The sequence below is a fragment of the Bacillus andreraoultii genome (assembly GCF_001244735.1).
GTDB lineage: Bacteria > Bacillota > Bacilli > Bacillales > Caldibacillaceae > Caldifermentibacillus > Caldifermentibacillus andreraoultii.
Map to the genome: position 1 here is coordinate 649816 of NZ_LN868937.1, position 17059 is coordinate 666874.

Annotated in this window: 15 protein-coding genes; all 15 read left to right on the forward strand. The window is 35.7% G+C overall.

Annotated elements, in window-relative coordinates; translation table 11 throughout:
- Positions 1–137 precede the first annotated feature (137 nt).
- The 15 genes from BN2144_RS08300 to ftsX all read left to right on the forward strand — a co-directional run bounded on the left by BN2144_RS08300 (position 138) and on the right by ftsX (position 17058).
- Positions 138–428 (forward strand): hypothetical protein, encoded by a 291-nt coding sequence (locus BN2144_RS08300; RefSeq protein WP_139017869.1) that lies wholly within the window; start codon positions 138–140, stop codon positions 426–428.
- 82 nt (positions 429–510) lie between these two features.
- Entirely contained in the window at positions 511–1161 is a 651-nt protein-coding gene (fsa, locus tag BN2144_RS08305; protein WP_033827821.1) for a fructose-6-phosphate aldolase, read from the forward strand.
- Between the two features lie 126 nt (positions 1162–1287).
- Complete coding sequence (gene tkt / locus BN2144_RS08310) at positions 1288–3297, forward strand: transketolase (protein ID WP_033827822.1); 2010 nt, start codon at positions 1288–1290, stop codon at positions 3295–3297.
- A 128-nt stretch (positions 3298–3425) separates the two neighbouring features.
- Positions 3426–4634 (forward strand): CynX/NimT family MFS transporter, encoded by a 1209-nt coding sequence (locus tag BN2144_RS08315; protein ID WP_033827823.1) that lies wholly within the window; start codon positions 3426–3428, stop codon positions 4632–4634.
- Positions 4635–4763: 129 nt separating this feature from the next.
- Positions 4764–5132, forward strand: a complete 369-nt coding sequence (flaG, locus tag BN2144_RS08320) for a flagellar protein FlaG (RefSeq protein WP_033827824.1) — start codon at positions 4764–4766, stop codon at positions 5130–5132.
- 138 nt (positions 5133–5270) lie between these two features.
- Positions 5271–7376 (forward strand): flagellar filament capping protein FliD, encoded by a 2106-nt coding sequence (gene fliD / locus BN2144_RS08325; protein ID WP_033827825.1) that lies wholly within the window; start codon positions 5271–5273, stop codon positions 7374–7376.
- 46 nt (positions 7377–7422) lie between these two features.
- Positions 7423–7824: a flagellar export chaperone FliS gene (gene fliS / locus BN2144_RS08330; RefSeq protein WP_033827826.1), complete on the forward strand. Its 402-nt coding sequence runs from the start codon at positions 7423–7425 to the stop codon at positions 7822–7824.
- Entirely contained in the window at positions 7824–8171 is a 348-nt protein-coding gene (locus BN2144_RS08335) for a flagellar protein FliT (RefSeq protein WP_033827827.1), read from the forward strand. The genes fliS and BN2144_RS08335 overlap by 1 nt, the downstream gene beginning before the upstream one ends.
- 337 nt (positions 8172–8508) lie before the next feature.
- Positions 8509–9051, forward strand: coding sequence for a ribosome hibernation-promoting factor, HPF/YfiA family (hpf, locus tag BN2144_RS08340; RefSeq protein ID WP_033827828.1), 543 nt, complete (start codon positions 8509–8511; stop codon positions 9049–9051).
- A 404-nt stretch (positions 9052–9455) separates the two neighbouring features.
- Positions 9456–11972 carry a preprotein translocase subunit SecA gene (gene secA / locus BN2144_RS08345; RefSeq protein ID WP_033827829.1) on the forward strand — a complete coding sequence of 839 codons (2517 nt, stop codon included), beginning with the start codon at positions 9456–9458 and terminating at the stop codon, positions 11970–11972.
- Between the two features lie 339 nt (positions 11973–12311).
- Positions 12312–13413, forward strand: a protein-coding gene (gene prfB, locus BN2144_RS08350; protein ID WP_098157487.1) for a peptide chain release factor 2 whose coding sequence is annotated in 2 segments (ribosomal slippage) — positions 12312–12383 and positions 12385–13413 — 1101 coding nt in all. Because the reading frame shifts where the segments join, the coding sequence is not laid out codon by codon here.
- Positions 13414–13690: 277 nt separating this feature from the next.
- A complete protein-coding gene (locus tag BN2144_RS08355) occupies positions 13691–14569 on the forward strand; it encodes a YitT family protein (RefSeq protein ID WP_033827831.1) in 879 nt (292 codons plus the stop codon).
- Between the two features lie 178 nt (positions 14570–14747).
- Entirely contained in the window at positions 14748–15065 is a 318-nt protein-coding gene (gene cccB / locus BN2144_RS08360; RefSeq protein WP_033827832.1) for a cytochrome c551, read from the forward strand.
- Between the two features lie 423 nt (positions 15066–15488).
- Positions 15489–16175: a cell division ATP-binding protein FtsE gene (gene ftsE / locus BN2144_RS08365; protein WP_033827833.1), complete on the forward strand. Its 687-nt coding sequence runs from the start codon at positions 15489–15491 to the stop codon at positions 16173–16175.
- Positions 16165–17058 (forward strand): permease-like cell division protein FtsX, encoded by an 894-nt coding sequence (gene ftsX, locus BN2144_RS08370; RefSeq protein WP_033827834.1) that lies wholly within the window; start codon positions 16165–16167, stop codon positions 17056–17058. The genes ftsE and ftsX overlap by 11 nt, the downstream gene beginning before the upstream one ends.
- The last annotated feature ends 1 nt before the right edge of the window (position 17059 follow it).

Below are 17059 nucleotides of genomic sequence, written 5' to 3' on the forward strand. Positions count from 1 at the left end.
TGATATGATAGTAGTAAAAGAAGGGGAAAGGATTACGACACCAGTAGTGAAGAATGATGGGGGATTTGTAGTTATCGTTTCTAGTTAACTCTTGATGAGGCCGCAGAAGTAGCGACAAAAAAATGGTTCATTATTTAATGGGACGAACTGGAATGGGACTTTATGAAGGAACAATGCTTCTAAGAGATGTTGGTCAAGAACAAGTAAGTCAAATTGTCGATCCGCTTAAAACGACAAGAATGTATGTACTTAAAATCCGTACTTGCGAATTATTCCATTTTTTAATTAATAGAATAAACATGTTGACAGGTTTCGGTGTTAAACAATTTTTTTACATATTAGTATTTAGTAATGGAATTCATGCGAATTTGAGGTATACTAAAATTATAGTCATTAAATTATATTGCACGCCTGCTTATAAAAAGTAAGTGTGCGACACATTTCTGTGAAAAAGGTCATAAACTTTTATGCTTGGAATTTTAGCAACTATACATATGAGGAGGCAATGGCATGAAGTTTTTTTTAGATACTGCGAATGTAGAAGAAATTAAACGAGTGAATCGTCTCGGTTTAGTTGATGGTGTAACGACGAACCCGACAATTATTGCCCGCGAAGGAAGAGATTTTGAAGAAGTAATTAAAGAAATTTGTCGCATTGTTGACGGTCCGGTTAGTGCAGAAGTAATTGGATTAACAACAGAAGAAATGGTAAAAGAGGCACGTATACTTGCAAGTTGGGCACCAAATGTTGTTGTAAAAATTCCGATGACTGAAGATGGCCTTGCAGCAGTAAATATCCTTTCAAAAGAAGGAATTAAGACAAATGTTACACTCATTTTTTCCGTTGCTCAAGGATTAATGGCTGCAAAAGCTGGTGCTACCTATGTTAGTCCATTTGTCGGTCGACTTGACGATATTGGTGTAGATGGTCTTGATTTAATTGCAAGATTAAAACAAACGTTAGTAAACTTTGATTTTGAAACAGAAATTATTACAGCAAGTGTCCGGAATCTTGAACATGTAGAAGCAGCTGCTCTTGTCGGAGCTGACATTGCTACAATTCCAGGTTCATTGTTCCCAAAATTATGGAGTCATCCATTAACAGATAAAGGGATTGAACAATTTTTAGAGGACTGGAAGAAAGTTCCGGGAAATAAATAGTAAATATTGTGGGAACACCATAAAAAAGGGGTTCCTAGAAATTTTTTCTGTTAGCGATTCCAAACTGATAAAGTAAAATTAAACATGAAACACATCAAACAGTTAAAAGATATGGAGGAATGTTCAGTGAATAACAAAATATCCGTTGAACAATTATCAATTAATACAATTCGGACGCTATCCATTGATATGATTGAAAAAGCAAATTCAGGGCACCCAGGGTTACCAATGGGAGCAGCACCAATGGCTTACGTTCTTTGGACAGAATTTATGAATCACAACCCAAAAAATTCAAAATGGTTTAACCGTGATCGCTTTGTACTTTCTGCGGGACATGGTTCAGCCCTACTATACAGTCTTTTGCATTTATCAGGATATGACTTGTCGATTGAAGACTTGAAAAATTTCCGCCAACTAGGCTCTCGTACGCCAGGTCATCCTGAAGTTCATCATACAGACGGCGTAGAAGCAACAACTGGTCCATTAGGTCAAGGGATTGCTATGTCGGTTGGGATGGCGATGGCAGAAAGACATTTAGCAAACAAATATAATCGTGATGATTTATTGGTTGTTGATCATTATACATATGCGCTCGTTGGTGATGGGGACTTAATGGAAGGTATTTCCCATGAAGCAGCATCACTAGCTGGACACTTAAAGTTAGGTAAATTAGTCGTTTTATATGACTCGAATGATATTTCTTTAGATGGTGATTTAAGCCGTTCATATTCAGACAGTACGGCAAAACGATTTGAAGCATATGGATGGCAAGTACTACGTGTAGAAGATGGAAATGATACAAAGGCGATTGGTGAAGCAATTAAAGAAGCAAGAGCGAATACTGAACAACCAACATTAATTGAAGTAAAAACAGTCATCGGTTACGGTTCACCTAATAAATCAGGTTCATCAAAAGTTCACGGTGCTCCACTCGGTAAAGATGAACTAGTGTTAACAAAACAATTTTATGGTTGGGAACATCCTGATTTTTACGTTCCTGAAGAGGTATATGCGGATTTTCGTGAAAAAGTAGTGGAACCTGGCAAATCTTCTGAAGACGTTTGGAATGAACTGTTTAAAACATATGAAAAAAAACATCCAGAATTGGCAAAAGAATTAGCTGCAGCAATCAACGGTGAACTTCCTGAGAACTGGGATAAAACCTTGCCAGAATTTACACCTGGAGTTGATACACTTGCTACACGTGCGTCTTCTGGGAAAGTGATCAATGCGATTGCAAAAAGTGTTCCGTACTTTTTCGGTGGAAGTGCCGACCTTGCTGAATCGAATAAAACATATATGAACGATGAAGGTGATTTTTCATCAGAAAACTATGCAGGGCGTAACATTTGGTTCGGTGTTCGTGAATTTGCTATGGGCGCTGCTTTAAATGGAATGGCTTTACATGGTGGATTAAAAGTGTACGGGGGTACATTCTTTGTATTTAGTGATTATTTAAAACCAGCCATTCGGTTATCTGCCATTCAAAATGCACCAGTAACCTATGTATTTACACATGATTCGATTGCAGTTGGAGAAGATGGTCCGACTCATGAACCAGTTGAGCAACTTGCTGGTCTACGTGCTATTCCAAATCTGTCAGTGATTCGTCCAGCTGATGCAAATGAAGTACAAGCAGCATGGCGTTTAGCTGTTGAAAGTAAAAACCAACCAACTGTACTCGTACTCACTCGCCAAAATTTACCAACGTTGGAAAGGACGAAAGAACAAGCATACGAAGGTGTAAAACGTGGTGCTTATGTTGTAAGTAAAGGTGAAAAAGAAACGCCTGATGCATTAATAATTGCGACAGGTTCAGAAGTGCAACTTGCTGTTCGTGCCCAAGCAGCATTAAAAGAAAAAGGCATTGATACGAATGTTGTAAGTATGCCATCTTGGGATCGTTTTGAAAAACAAGACGAAGCATATAAAAATCAAGTATTACCAGAAAATGTGACAGCTCGTGTTGCGATTGAAATGGCTTCTCCACTCGGTTGGAAACAATACGCAGGAGATCAAGGAATTGTTTTGGCAATCGATACATTTGGCGCATCTGGTAATGGAAATAAAATTATTGAGGAATATGGCTTTACCGTTGAAAATGTTGTTGCACAAGTAGAAAAGTTAGTAAAATAACTTGTGGTCATTTTTATAAACAAGAGGAATCGGGCAAATTTCGCACCGATTCCTTTTTGAACTTAATGACTTCTTATTATGATAACTTAAATTTTATTTGAAAAGTAGCTAGTGAAAGGAGTCTCTTTGTGGAAAAAACGGAACAATTATTAAAGCAAAAAAAGAAAATAATTTATGTCATGCTCGTGGCTGGAATCATGTTAGCAGCTTTTAATTTACGCCCCGGGATTACTTCGGTTGGACCGTTAATTAATGATATACAAAAAGATCTTCATTTGGCCCATTGGAGTGCAGGTTTATTAACAAGTTTGCCATTAATTGCTTTTGCTGTCATGTCACCTATTGTCCCGACTATTGCAAATCGTTTATCAAATGGTTGGACGCTCATTACTGGACTAATTATAATCATTATTGGTTTATTCGTACGGACGACCCCTGTTTTGTTTTTTCTATTCTTAGGTACTTTTCTTGTTGGTGTAGGTATTGCCACTCTTAATGTCATTTTACCTGTTATTGTAAAAGATAAATTTCCACATAAATTTGCGCTTATGACAAGTGTGTATACGACTTCCATGAGTGGTCTAGCGGCTTTGGCATCTGGACTTAGTGTGCCTTTAGCAAGTGGAATGGGTTTAGGGTGGCGAAATACGCTACTTGTTTGGGCAATTCCTGCTGTCGTTGCAATTATTATATGGGTTATTTTATTAAGACTGGACCAAAAAGAGAAACCACAAAAAATTCAGTTAGAAATACAAGAGAAATCAAATAAAATATGGCGCTCGTCATTAGCGTGGAAAGTTGCTTTATTTATGGGGCTCCAGTCGTTCCTATTTTATGTAACGATTACTTGGCTGCCAGACATATTACATAGTAAAGGTTTGTCACGGGAAACGGCAGGTTGGCTATTATCTATTACGCAAATTATCGGTTTACCAGCAAACTTCTCTGTCCCAATTATTGCAGAAAAATTTGATTCCCAGAAAAAAGTAGCAATTGGAATTTGTTCGAGCTCCATTATTGGGTTTACAATCCTTTTATTAAGTACATCTTATTTGTTCATCCTTATAAGTATTGTCTTTCTCGGTCTTGGACTAGGTGGAGCATTTAGTTTAGCACTCGCATTTATTGGTATGCGTGCAAGAGATGCGAAACAATCTGCCCAATTATCAGGGATGGCTCAATCGATTGGTTATATATTTGCTGCGGTTGGACCGATATTAATTGGATCGTTATTTGATATGACAAACATGTGGACAGTGCCAATCGTCACAATTATTACTGTCGGTCTTCTTACTGCCTTTTTCGGAAGCCGTGCAGGAGAGAACCGTTATGTATAAGAACTGGCTATGTTCAGTTCGTTTTTTATGAAGATATAGTTAAAACAGTTAACAAATCCAGATGATTAACCGATATATAGATTAGAGATTAATGTGTATGCTTTTCTATGTATAATGGGGGATCTTAACATGGTTGAAAAATTATCGAACCAACAATTTGTCTCAACAACTAGAATGACACAAACGAATGCATTGCAAAATCAAGAAATGAATCTACTTAATAAAAATATGAAAAATGGTTATGAAGTTGCTAGTGACGGTACACCTCAACTAGATAAGGAAAAGATGGAAGAATTGGTAAAAGGACTGAATGAATTTTTATCACCAGTCCAAACATCACTGAAATTTGAACTACATGAAAAGTTAAAAGAGTATTACGTTACAATTGTTGATGATAGTACTCATGAAGTAGTAAAAGAAATTCCACCGAAGAAGATGCTAGATCTTTATGCCGCGATGGTCGAGCGAATTGGTATTATTGTAGATAAAAAAATATGAGAATTTTAGATAGACATATTCACGTAAATAGTGCTCATATGTAGGGGTTCTTTAGAAATGCCCCTTGTAAAAAAAGAACATAGTTAAAGAAATATGATCGTAAATGAATGTTGGGACTTTGAAAGGAAGTGACGTACGTTGCCTTTACGTGTAACAGGTTTAGCTAGTGGAATGAATATAGACGAAATCGTTGAAAATATGATGAAGGCTGAATCCATTCCTTTAAACAAAATGAAACAAGAGAAAACGTTGTTAGAGTGGAAACGAGATAGTTATCGGGAAGTCAACACACTTTTACTAGACTTCCGAACACAGCTTACGAATATGAAATTATCTTCATTCTACCGGACTCGCTCTGTGACAAGTACAAACGAAAATGTAATCTCAGCAACCACATCCAGTGGCGCAGCGAAAGGAACGTATACGATCTCGAGTGTATCAAAATTAGCTACTGCAGCGAGTAAAGTGAATATGGGGGCAATTTCCACGGAAGGTAAAAAGGTTGACTTAACGAAATCACTATACTCTCAAACAGTAGGAGATAACGCCACACTTACTAATAACGATCGTTTATGGAAGGTTGGTACTGTAAAAACTGATACAATCCTTGTTAAAGATAGTAATGAAATTAAACTAACGAATCTTAATGGGGCGAATGTTCAAAAAGATGCGTTTTCATCTTTTACAGTAGAGGTCGATGGGAAAAGATATAATGTCATTTCTCCTGAAGATGATTTAACTAAAGCAGATGTGAATGCTGTACAGATTTTAGAAGACGGTACACTAAAATTTAAAGAGCCGCCTAAAGCAAACAGTACAATCAAAGTATCTTATGTTGCCGATAAAAGGACAATGTCATCAACTGTTTCAGAAAAAACAACGGAAATTTCTTTAGGTGAAGGTATTTATAATAATTCTACTGAGAATCCTATTGAAGTTCAATTTAATAATCAAACTTTCAGGCAAGGTAAAGATAATCGGCTTTATTTAATAAAGAGCGATGGTTCCATCGACGAGTCTCAAAGTATTGGTGAAATTGATTTTACCTCAAATAAAATCATTTTAGATAAGGATTATCAAAGCAACTTTACTGAAGCTACTAAAGATTCGACTGCAGAAAATAAAACAGCTACGATGACCATTTCGTATCAACAGTATTACACAGACTTCTCTGTTACAACATATGGAGCAGATGGAAATGCAAAAGAAGAGAAATTTCTTATTCAAGCCTCTGAATCATTAAATACAGTAATAAGTAAAGTCAACAGTAGTAAAGCAGGCGTTACGATGTTTTATGATAGTCATACAGACCAGTTAACGATGACGAGAAATGAAACGGGTAATTTTAATAAAAATGGGAATGAGATTATTACGAACGGTACTTTACTTAATACAGTATTAAAGTTTGAAGGGGCAACAGAGACTGGTGGAGAAAACGCAGAGTTCACAATAAATGGATTAATAACCGAACGCACCTCTAACACGTTTTCAATGAATGGTGTTTCTATTACATTAAAAAACGTCACAAATACGCCTGTGACCATTAATGTCAATAACGATAATGACAAACTCTTTGAAAATATTAAAAGTTTTGTAGAAAAGTATAATGAATTAGTTGGAAAAATAGAGTCTAAACTAAATGAACCGAAATATAAAAGCTATAAACCGTTGACAGATGATGAGCGGGAAAAGCTATCAGATAAGCAACAGGAAAAATGGGAAGAGATGGCAAAAAGTGGACTTTTAAAAAGTGATCAATTATTATCTGGTTTAATTACACAAATGCGATCTTCTGTTTACTCGTCTGTCAATCAACCAAATATCGATTCGACGATGAAGACTCTTTCTGCAATTGGTATTTCTACAACAGGAGACTATACAACAGCTAAATTAGAAATTAATGAGTCGAAATTAAAGGCAGCTATTGAACGGGACCCGGCATCTATTGAACTTCTTTTTAACGGGACAGGTACAACAGGAGGAGAAAAGGGGATTATTCATCGGTTATATGATAATGTTAACAGCACAATGGATCAACTTAAAAACCGAGCAGGAAATTCCTTTTCTGTTAATCATCAATTCACCATTGGACGGCAGTTAAATAATCTTGACAGCAAAATAGAACGTTTTGAAGACCGGTTATCTGCATTAGAAACACGGTATTATAGTCAATTTTCAGCAATGGAAAAGGCCATTCAAAAGGCAAATTCACAGTCTTCCTATTTAATGTCATTCTTTTCGTAGTGATAGATAATTTAATGCCTATAGTGAAAGGTAGGTAATAATCAATATGGCAATTAACAATCCATATCAAGCATATCAACAAAACTCGGTTAACACTGCCTCACCAGGCGAGTTGACTTTAATGTTATATAACGGTTGTTTAAAATTCATCAATTTAGCAAAGGTTGCTATTCAAGAAAAAAATATACCAGAAAAAAATACGAACTTACAAAAAGCACAAAATATCGTTAACGAACTTATGGTAACATTAAATATGGATATTGAGATTTCGAAACAAATGATGACTTTATATGATTTTGTTCGGACGAAATTAATTGAAGGCAATGTGAAAGATGACATACAAGCTTTAGAAGAAGCAGAAATGATTATACGTGAGTTTCGTGACACATGGAAACAAGTTATTCAGATCAATCGCAAGCATTCTTATGCACAAGGTGGCCAAGCATAATGCATCCATTAAAGGAGTATTTCCGGATAACTGCTGAACTTATTCATTTGTTAGACGACCGTAATACGATTGACCGCGACAAAAGGTTGGTAATCATTGATGAAAAGCTAAATGAGCGAGAAGAACTCATGAAAGCCATTCAACCACCTTTTTCAGAAGCGGATGAAGAGCTTGGTAAACAATCTGTCTTATTAGATAAAAAATTAATGATGCTTTTACAAAAAGAAAAAAACAGTATTCAACAAGATTTAGCAAATACAAAGAAAAAGAAAAAAGTCCAGTCGGGATATATTAATCCGTATGCTTCATTACAAACAGATGGATACTTTTATGACAAAAAGAAATAAAAGAATGGGGGGGCAGTCCAGAAAGTTGTATTTTTGATTTTTGGATGCCCCTTTTTGATATATCGACTTTTTTGATTATCATATTTTTGGGGATATCCCTTTTCGGACAGCTCTTTTGTTTTTACCCATCTTTTACAAAATCATTTATTAACTTGGAGTATTTCTTGTGTAACCTTATAGAATATATGATGAAGGGAAAACTAGCTATGAGGCATTCTTTGTCGTGTTTCTACTTAATGTTCAAAAATCCGACAAATTTTTCCTCTAAAAAAGAAGGGATTTTCGATTGTGATGGAGAATATAGTTAGTATAGTTACAAAAAAGGAGGAGTTAGCGCATGAAATATAACATTCGCGGCGAAAATATTGAAGTAACTCCAGCATTAAGAGAGTATACCGAAAAGAAAATCTCTAAATTAGAAAAGTATTTTACCGATACGGCTGAAGCCATTGTATATGTTAACTTGAAAGTGTACAATGATAAAAAAACGAAAGTCGAAGTCACAATTCCACTTCCTCACCTAGTATTACGTGCTGAAGAGACAAATAGTGATATGTATGCTGGGATTGACTTAATTACTGATAAATTGGAACGACAAATTCGTAAATATAAAACAAAAGTGAACAGGAAGTCTCGTGAAGTAAAAGCAGAAGATTTCTTTGTCACTACTAATAAAAATAAAGAAGAAGTTGATGATAACGAACTCGAAATTGTCCGTACAAAACGCTTTGACCTAAAACCAATGGATAGTGAAGAAGCAATTTTACAAATGAATTTGTTAGGACATAATTTCTTCGTTTATACAGATTCTGAAACAGATACAACAAATATCGTGTATCGCCGGAAAGATGGGCGATACGGTCTAATCGAAACAGTTTAATATGATTAAAAAGATTTACTAAACAATTTAGAAAACCCGCAATGAAAATGTTGCGGGTTTTCATTGTTCATCAATTAACACATTATTATAGGTAGAACATATGATTATACATAGGGTTTCAACAAGGTTTATCAAATAACGTTATATTGTCATGATACATTGTAAGTGTTAATATATAATAATAGGAAAATAAAGATGACCTTCTTTGTGTATCTTAATAAGAAAAAGATGTGAATGGTATTCGTCTATCATTTATCATAGTAAATCCTGTGTTTACTCAAAATTGCTAAATTTCATCATAACATTGCTTAACGATAATTGTTGAATTACATGGTCGTTCACCGATCGACTGTTTTTAAGGTATAGTTTCTTGTTTTGTTGATAATTAAAAGGAGCGTTGGCGAATGTCAAATATTTTAACGAAAATCTTTGATACAAATAGACGGGAATTAAAAAGGTTAGAAAAAAAGGCTGATCAAATTGAAGCTTTAGCCAGTGATATGGAACGTTTAACAGATGATGAGTTACGTGGCAAAACGGAAGAATTCAAAGCTCGACTAAATAATGGTGAAACATTAGACGACCTTTTAGTAGAGGCATTTGCTGTTGTTCGAGAAGCTTCCCGCCGTGTCCTTGGTCTCTATCCATTTCGTGTACAATTGATGGGTGGGATTGTTCTTCACGATGGTAATATTGCGGAAATGAAAACAGGTGAAGGGAAAACGTTAACTTCCACTATGCCAGCCTACTTAAATGCACTCTCTGGACAAGGTGTCCATGTGATTACCGTTAACGATTACTTAGCAAGACGTGACGCGACTGAAATGGGACAAATATATGAATTTCTCGGTCTCACAGTCGGCTTGAATTTAAATGAAATGAGTCGTGAAGAAAAGCAAGCAGCTTACAATGCAGATATTACGTATGGGACGAATAATGAATTTGGCTTCGACTACTTACGTGACAATATGGTTCTTTATAAAGAACAGATGGTACAAAGACCGTTAAATTTTGCTGTAATCGATGAAGTTGACTCCATTTTAATTGATGAGGCTCGTACACCGTTAATCATTTCAGGTTCTGCAAATAAATCTACACAACTTTATATTCAAGCAAATGCGTTTGTGAATACGTTACGTGAAGACGTTGATTATACGGTAGATATAAAAACAAAAAGTGTTCAGCTAACTGAAGAAGGGATGACAAAAGCGGAAAAAGGCTTTGGGATTGATAACTTATTCAGTGTTGAACATGTAACATTAAACCATCACATTAATCAAGCATTACGGGCAAAAGTAATTATGCAAAAGGATGTTGATTATGTTGTTCAAGATGGTGAAATATTAATTGTTGACCAATTTACTGGACGGATTATGAAAGGTCGCCGTTATAGTGATGGCCTGCACCAAGCCATTGAGGCAAAAGAAGGTGTGCCAATTCAAAATGAAAGTAAAACAATGGCAACAATCACGTTCCAAAACTATTTCCGTATGTATAATAAACTGTCAGGGATGACTGGTACAGCGAAAACAGAGGAAGAAGAATTCCGCAACATTTATAATATGAATGTTATCGTCATTCCCACAAATCGTGACATTATTCGTGATGATCGTCCGGATTTAATTTATTCAACTATGGAAGGGAAATTTCGTGCAGTTGTTAATGATATTGCTGAGCGACATAAAAAAGGACAACCTGTTCTTGTTGGGACAGTAGCGATTGAAACTTCCGAGCTTGTTTCAGAACTGTTGACGAAAAAAGGGATTCGCCATAACGTGTTGAATGCAAAGAACCATGCGCGTGAAGCAGATATTATTGCTGGTGCAGGTCAAAAAGGTGCTGTAACCATCGCGACAAACATGGCTGGCCGTGGTACAGACATCAAGCTTGGTGAAGGTGTAAAAGAATTAGGTGGTCTTGCTGTTATTGGGACAGAACGACACGAGAGCCGTCGTATCGATAACCAATTACGTGGTCGTTCAGGACGTCAAGGAGACCCTGGGGTAACTCAATTTTATTTATCAATGGAAGATGAGTTAATGCGTCGCTTCGGTTCAGATAATATGAAGACAATGATGCAAAAACTCGGTATGGATGATTCCCAACCAATCCAAAGTAAAATGGTAACAAAAGCAGTTGAATCAGCACAAAAACGTGTTGAAGGAAATAACTTTGATGCGCGGAAACGTCTATTACAGTATGACGACGTTATTCGCCAACAACGGGAAATCATCTATAAGCAACGTTTTGAAGTGATTGATTCCGAAAACTTACGTGACGTTGTTGAAGGTATGATTAAATCAGTTGTTGAAAAAAATGTTCACTCATTTGTTCCTGCTGATGAAGATCCGGAAAATTGGAATTTAACAGGGTTAATTAACTTTATCAATGGTAACTTATTGCATGAATATGATATAACTGTAGACGATTTAAAAGGTAAAGAACCTGAACAAATGATTGATTTAATCTTGGCAAAAGTATCCGAACGTTATAACGAAAAAGAGGAATTACTTGGCCCAGATAAAATGCGTGAATTTGAAAAAGTTATCCTTCTACGGACTGTAGATTCAAAATGGACTGACCATATTGATGCAATGGATCAATTACGTCAAGGGATTCATTTACGGGCATATGGGCAAAATGATCCGTTACGTGAATATCAAACAGAAGGGTTTGCAATGTTTGAAGCAATGGTCGACTCTATAGAAGATGATGTTGCAAAATACATTATGAAGGCTGAAATCGTTGATAATTTAAAACGGGAAGAAGTAGCAAAAGGACAAGCCGTAATCCCAAGTTCTGACGGTGAAAATAAACCAAAACGAAAACCAGTACGTGTTGAGAATAAAATAGGACGCAATGATCCATGTTTCTGTGGTAGTGGTAAAAAATATAAAAACTGCCATGGTAAACAAGCGTAAATGACGATTGAAATTAATGTTATTATCGAAGGCTGTTTTCATTACAAAGTTTGCTAATGAACAGCCTCTCTTTTGGAGAACGTAACGAATTTTTAATGAAATACCTTGTAAGATGATATAGAGTGTTAAATGATTTCCAATTGGATCGTTTGCTCGTTTTTGGAGACTGTCGATTTTTAAGCAATAAAATAATATAGAAGCACATCTTTTGTCAAAATATTTCCTAGAAAATAAGTATTTGTCGAATTTCCAAGAAAGACCGGTAAAATTGGCTTTTTTGGAATATAATAGCTAAAGGTTTACATTTTATTAATAGAAAATGCATTTGAGGTGAGTATGTTGGAATTAGCAGAGATTCGCAATGAATTAGAAAAATCAGCTAGACGATTAGCAGACTTTAGGGGGTCTCTTTGACTTAGAAAATAAAGAAGCGCGAATTGCTGAATTAGATGAAATTATGGCTACTCCGAACTTTTGGGATGACCAAGATAAGGCCCAATCTATTATTAATGAGTCAAATAGCTTAAAGGATCAAGTGAATGAATACTATGAGTTAACTGAAACGTATGATGATCTTGAAGTGGCGTTTGAATTAATAAAAGAAGAGCCAGATTCGGATTTACAAGTAGATTTAGAAAATGATCTCACAGCTTTTAGTGAACGAATGAATCAATTTGAGCTACAACTTTTATTGAACGGTCCTTATGATAAAAATAATGCGATATTAGAACTTCATCCTGGTGCAGGTGGTACCGAGTCTCAAGATTGGTGCTCGATGTTATTGAGAATGTACACGCGTTGGGCAGAACAAAAAGGTTTTAAAGTAGAAGTATTAGATTATCTACCAGGTGATGAGGCTGGAGTGAAAAGTGTGACCCTATCAATTAAAGGGCATAACGCATACGGCTATTTGAAAGCTGAAAAAGGGGTACACCGTCTCGTGCGGATTTCACCTTTTGATTCAGCAGGTAGACGTCATACTTCCTTTGTATCTTGTGAAGTTACACCGGAGATTGATGATAATATTGATGTTGACATTCGTTCTGAAGATTTGCGTGTAGACACATATCGTGCAAGTGGAGCGGGTGGACAACATATTAACAAAACATCATCAGCAGTTCGGATTACCCACATCCCAACTGGAATTGTTGTCGCAAGCCAGGCACAACGGTCGCAAATTCAAAACCGGGAAACAGCGATGAATATGTTACGGGCAAAGCTGTATCAAAAAGAAGTGGAAGAACAAGAAAGAAAATTAGCGGAAATTCGTGGTGAACAAAAGGAAATTGGCTGGGGTAGTCAAATTCGATCTTATGTTTTCCATCCATATTCAATGGTTAAAGACCATCGAACAAATACAGAAACTGGAAACGTTCAAGCAGTAATGGACGGCGAAATTGACCAGTTTATCGATGCATTTTTACGGTCACGAGTGTCATGAATTTTTAAGGGGTTGTCAAAAGCATTGGCAACCTCTTTTTTCGTATATAATAGGAAAATGGAATTCAACTTTAAAAGTAGTTTTGGTGAGAGAACGAGCAAAAGGCACGGAAATTGGTGAAAAGTATAGATTCATAAGGTAATAAAGGACAAGTTCAAAGTTAAAATATGTATGTTGCAATCACTTCAATAAACCAATAGAATAAATGATGGACTGAAAGCTTATACTTACATATTGTAGAAAGTTGTAGATGATACAAGCAAAAAGGAGTACCTTGATGGGAAGAAGAGCAAAATATAAATTTCAACAACCATTTGTAGAAAAAGTACTTAGTTATATTTATGTTTTAATCGGTGCAGCAATAGTTGCGCTATCTTTTAACGTGTTTTTATTGCCAAATGAAGTTGCTTCAGGCGGTGTCAGTGGGATTAGTACCATACTGAATGGTGTTTTTGGTTGGGAGCCGGCTTACGTACAATGGGCATTTAATATTCCGTTGTTTATTGCAGGTGTCGTTGTTTTAGGTTATCAATACGGGATTAAAACTTTAATCGGTACTATTTTTTTACCGTTTGTTGTATTTTTAACGAAGGACTTTGAACCGTGGACAATGAATCCGATGCTAGCGTCTCTTTTTGGTGGAATGGGTATAGGTTTCGGAATTGGAATTGTTTTTCGTGGAAATGCATCAACGGGTGGAACAGATTTAGCGGCACAAATTTTGGCAAAGTATACAGGTATTTCGCTTGGCAAATGTGTAGCAATCATTGATGGGTTAATTGTCATTTCTGCTGCTATTGTGTTTAATATTGAAAAAGGGTTGTTTGCGTTAATTGGTTTATTTGTGACAAGCAAAACAATCGATCTTGTTCAAATTGGCTGGAATCGGTCAAAGATGGTACTAATTATTACGGAAAAAGAAGAAGAGGTAAAACTAGCAATTCTTGAAGAAATTGACCGGGGATTGACAAAGTTAAAATCGTACGGTGGCTATACGGATGTTGAACGACATACGATGATGGTTGTTGTTGACCAAACGGAATTTACTGGATTAAAACAACTTGTTCGTGGCATTGACCCGAACGCGTTTGTCGTTGTTGTAGATGCATCTGAAGTATTAGGACAAGGTTTTAAAACTTTTCCAGATAAATCATGATGGGAGATGTAAGCAAGAGTAAGTTTCTTTAATCACATGAATCTAATTTAATCTTTACAGTTTGGAAAACCCCTTCACGATCCTTGATTGTAGGACAAGCTTTCTATTGGTCTTTCTCTTAACACGTATTGTATACTTACAAGTGGATGAGAGATTTGTTTATAAGGGGTTTGATCATGTGCGAAAGAAATTGTTTACCATTCTAATCATTAGTTTTATCGTATTGGTTTTATCAGCTTGTAATGGAAATGAGAATGCGAGTAATGGGCCAACTTCAGACTTAAATGGTCAGCAAATTTACGGTCAAAGCTGTTCGAGTTGTCATGGTGGGGATTTACGTAGTGGATACGCGCCTGATTTAGACCAAATAGGTAAAAAGTACTCTGCTGAAGAGATTCAAGATATTATTGAAAATGGAATTGGTTCAATGCCTAAAGGGATTGTTAAAGGTGAAGATGCGGAAAAAGTAGCAGACTGGCTCGCAACGCAAAAGTAATCTCTATTTGGTTCGTTCACGAATGAGTAGAATTTATCCTATTTCATCATGAGCGTCAATTGTCATGTTCCCCCACTTATGATGGGGGACTTTTTTCCTTCCATCAATCACAATCTCCCCTTTACCTCCTATCAACGGTTATGTATAATGTTAAAGAGTAATCGACAATATCCTTCGATTTATTACAAAAAGTTGGAAGATTCCCCAATAAAATTTCCCAATGAAACATAATTGTAATCATTTTTTATCTTAATTTGTCAAAATATGATGTTATAATGGTAACAGTGTAGAAATATGTTGTCTCCACAAGACATTTGGACTTATGAAATTTAACCAATAGAATAACGGTATACTTATATAAATTTAATTTTTGTAAGAAGGTAAGAATAGTAGGATAATTGACAAATTAGATAGGTGATATAAATGATTGTAATGGAAAATGTATATAAAAAATACCCAAATGGTGTCGTTGCCGCAAATGAAATTAATGTTGAAATAGAACAAGGCGAGTTTGTTTATGTCGTTGGAACTAGTGGTGCTGGTAAATCTACTTTTATAAAAATGATGTACCGAGAAGAAAAGCCCACTAGCGGTAAAATTATTGTTAATGGTATTGATATTGCTAGATTGAAAAATCGGAAAGTACCGCAGTTTAGAAGAAGTATTGGTGTCGTGTTCCAAGATTTTAAACTTTTACCAACGTTAACGGTTTATGAAAATGTTGCCTTTGCACTTGAGGTAATAGAAGAATCCTCGCGCTCAATTCAAAAGAAAGTGATGAATGTATTAGAGCTTGTTAATTTAAAACATAAAGCACGGATGTTACCTACTGAATTATCAGGTGGAGAGCAACAGCGCGTGTCAATTGCTCGGTCAATTGTTAATTCACCTAGTATCGTAATTGCCGATGAACCAACAGGGAATTTAGATCCAGAAACGTCAAGGGGAATTATTAATATTCTTGAAGAAGTTAATGCTCAAGGAACTACTGTTATTATGGCTACCCATAATAAAGAAATTGTAAATACGAATAAACATCGGGTTATTGAAATCGATAGTGGAATGATTGTCCGAGATGAACAACGAGGTGATTACGATTATGAAGCTTAGAACTATCGGACGTCATATGAGAGAAAGTTTAAAAAGTATTGTACGGAATGGTTGGATGACTTTTGCATCAGTTGGTGCAGTTACGGTCACACTTCTATTAGTCGGTGTGTTTTATGTTCTACTAATGAACTTAAATGAAGTAGCAACTTCAATAGAAAAAGATGTAACGATTAAAGTTTTAATAGAAACAACAGCAACAAAGGATGAACAAGCAACATTAGAAAAAGAACTAAAAAGTATGCCTGACATCCAATCGGTTGTTTTTTCTTCAAAAGATAATGAGTTAAATAGTTTAGCAGATAGTTTTGGGGAACAACGCGAAATTTTAAAGTTATATGAACAAGAAAATCCTTTAAATGATGCCTTTTTAGTTAAGGCGACAGATCCTCAAGCAACTAGCCAAGTGGCGAAGAAAATTGAAAAGATTAAAAATGTGTACCAAGTTAACTACGGGCAAAATGATGTTGAAAAGCTCTTTAAAATAATTAGTATTAGCCGAAATGTAGGTCTTGTGTTAATTATCGGTTTACTTTTCACGGCCATTTTCTTAATTTCGAATACAATTAAAATTACCATTGTTGCGAGAAGAAAAGAAATTGAGATTATGAGATTAGTTGGTGCAACAAACGGATTTATCCGCTGGCCATTCTTCTTAGAAGGGATGTGGCTTGGCGTTGTTGGTTCCATCATTCCAATTGCTGTCATTGCCTTCCTTTATAAGAGTATTTTTGATTATTTAGCACCAAAACTAGAGGGCAATTTTATTCAAATACTTGATTATACGCCATTTGTTTATCAAGTAAGTGGAATTTTATTGTTAATGGGTTGTCTTATTGGTATATGGGGTAGCTTAATGTCCGTTCGGAAATTTTTAAAAATTTGAT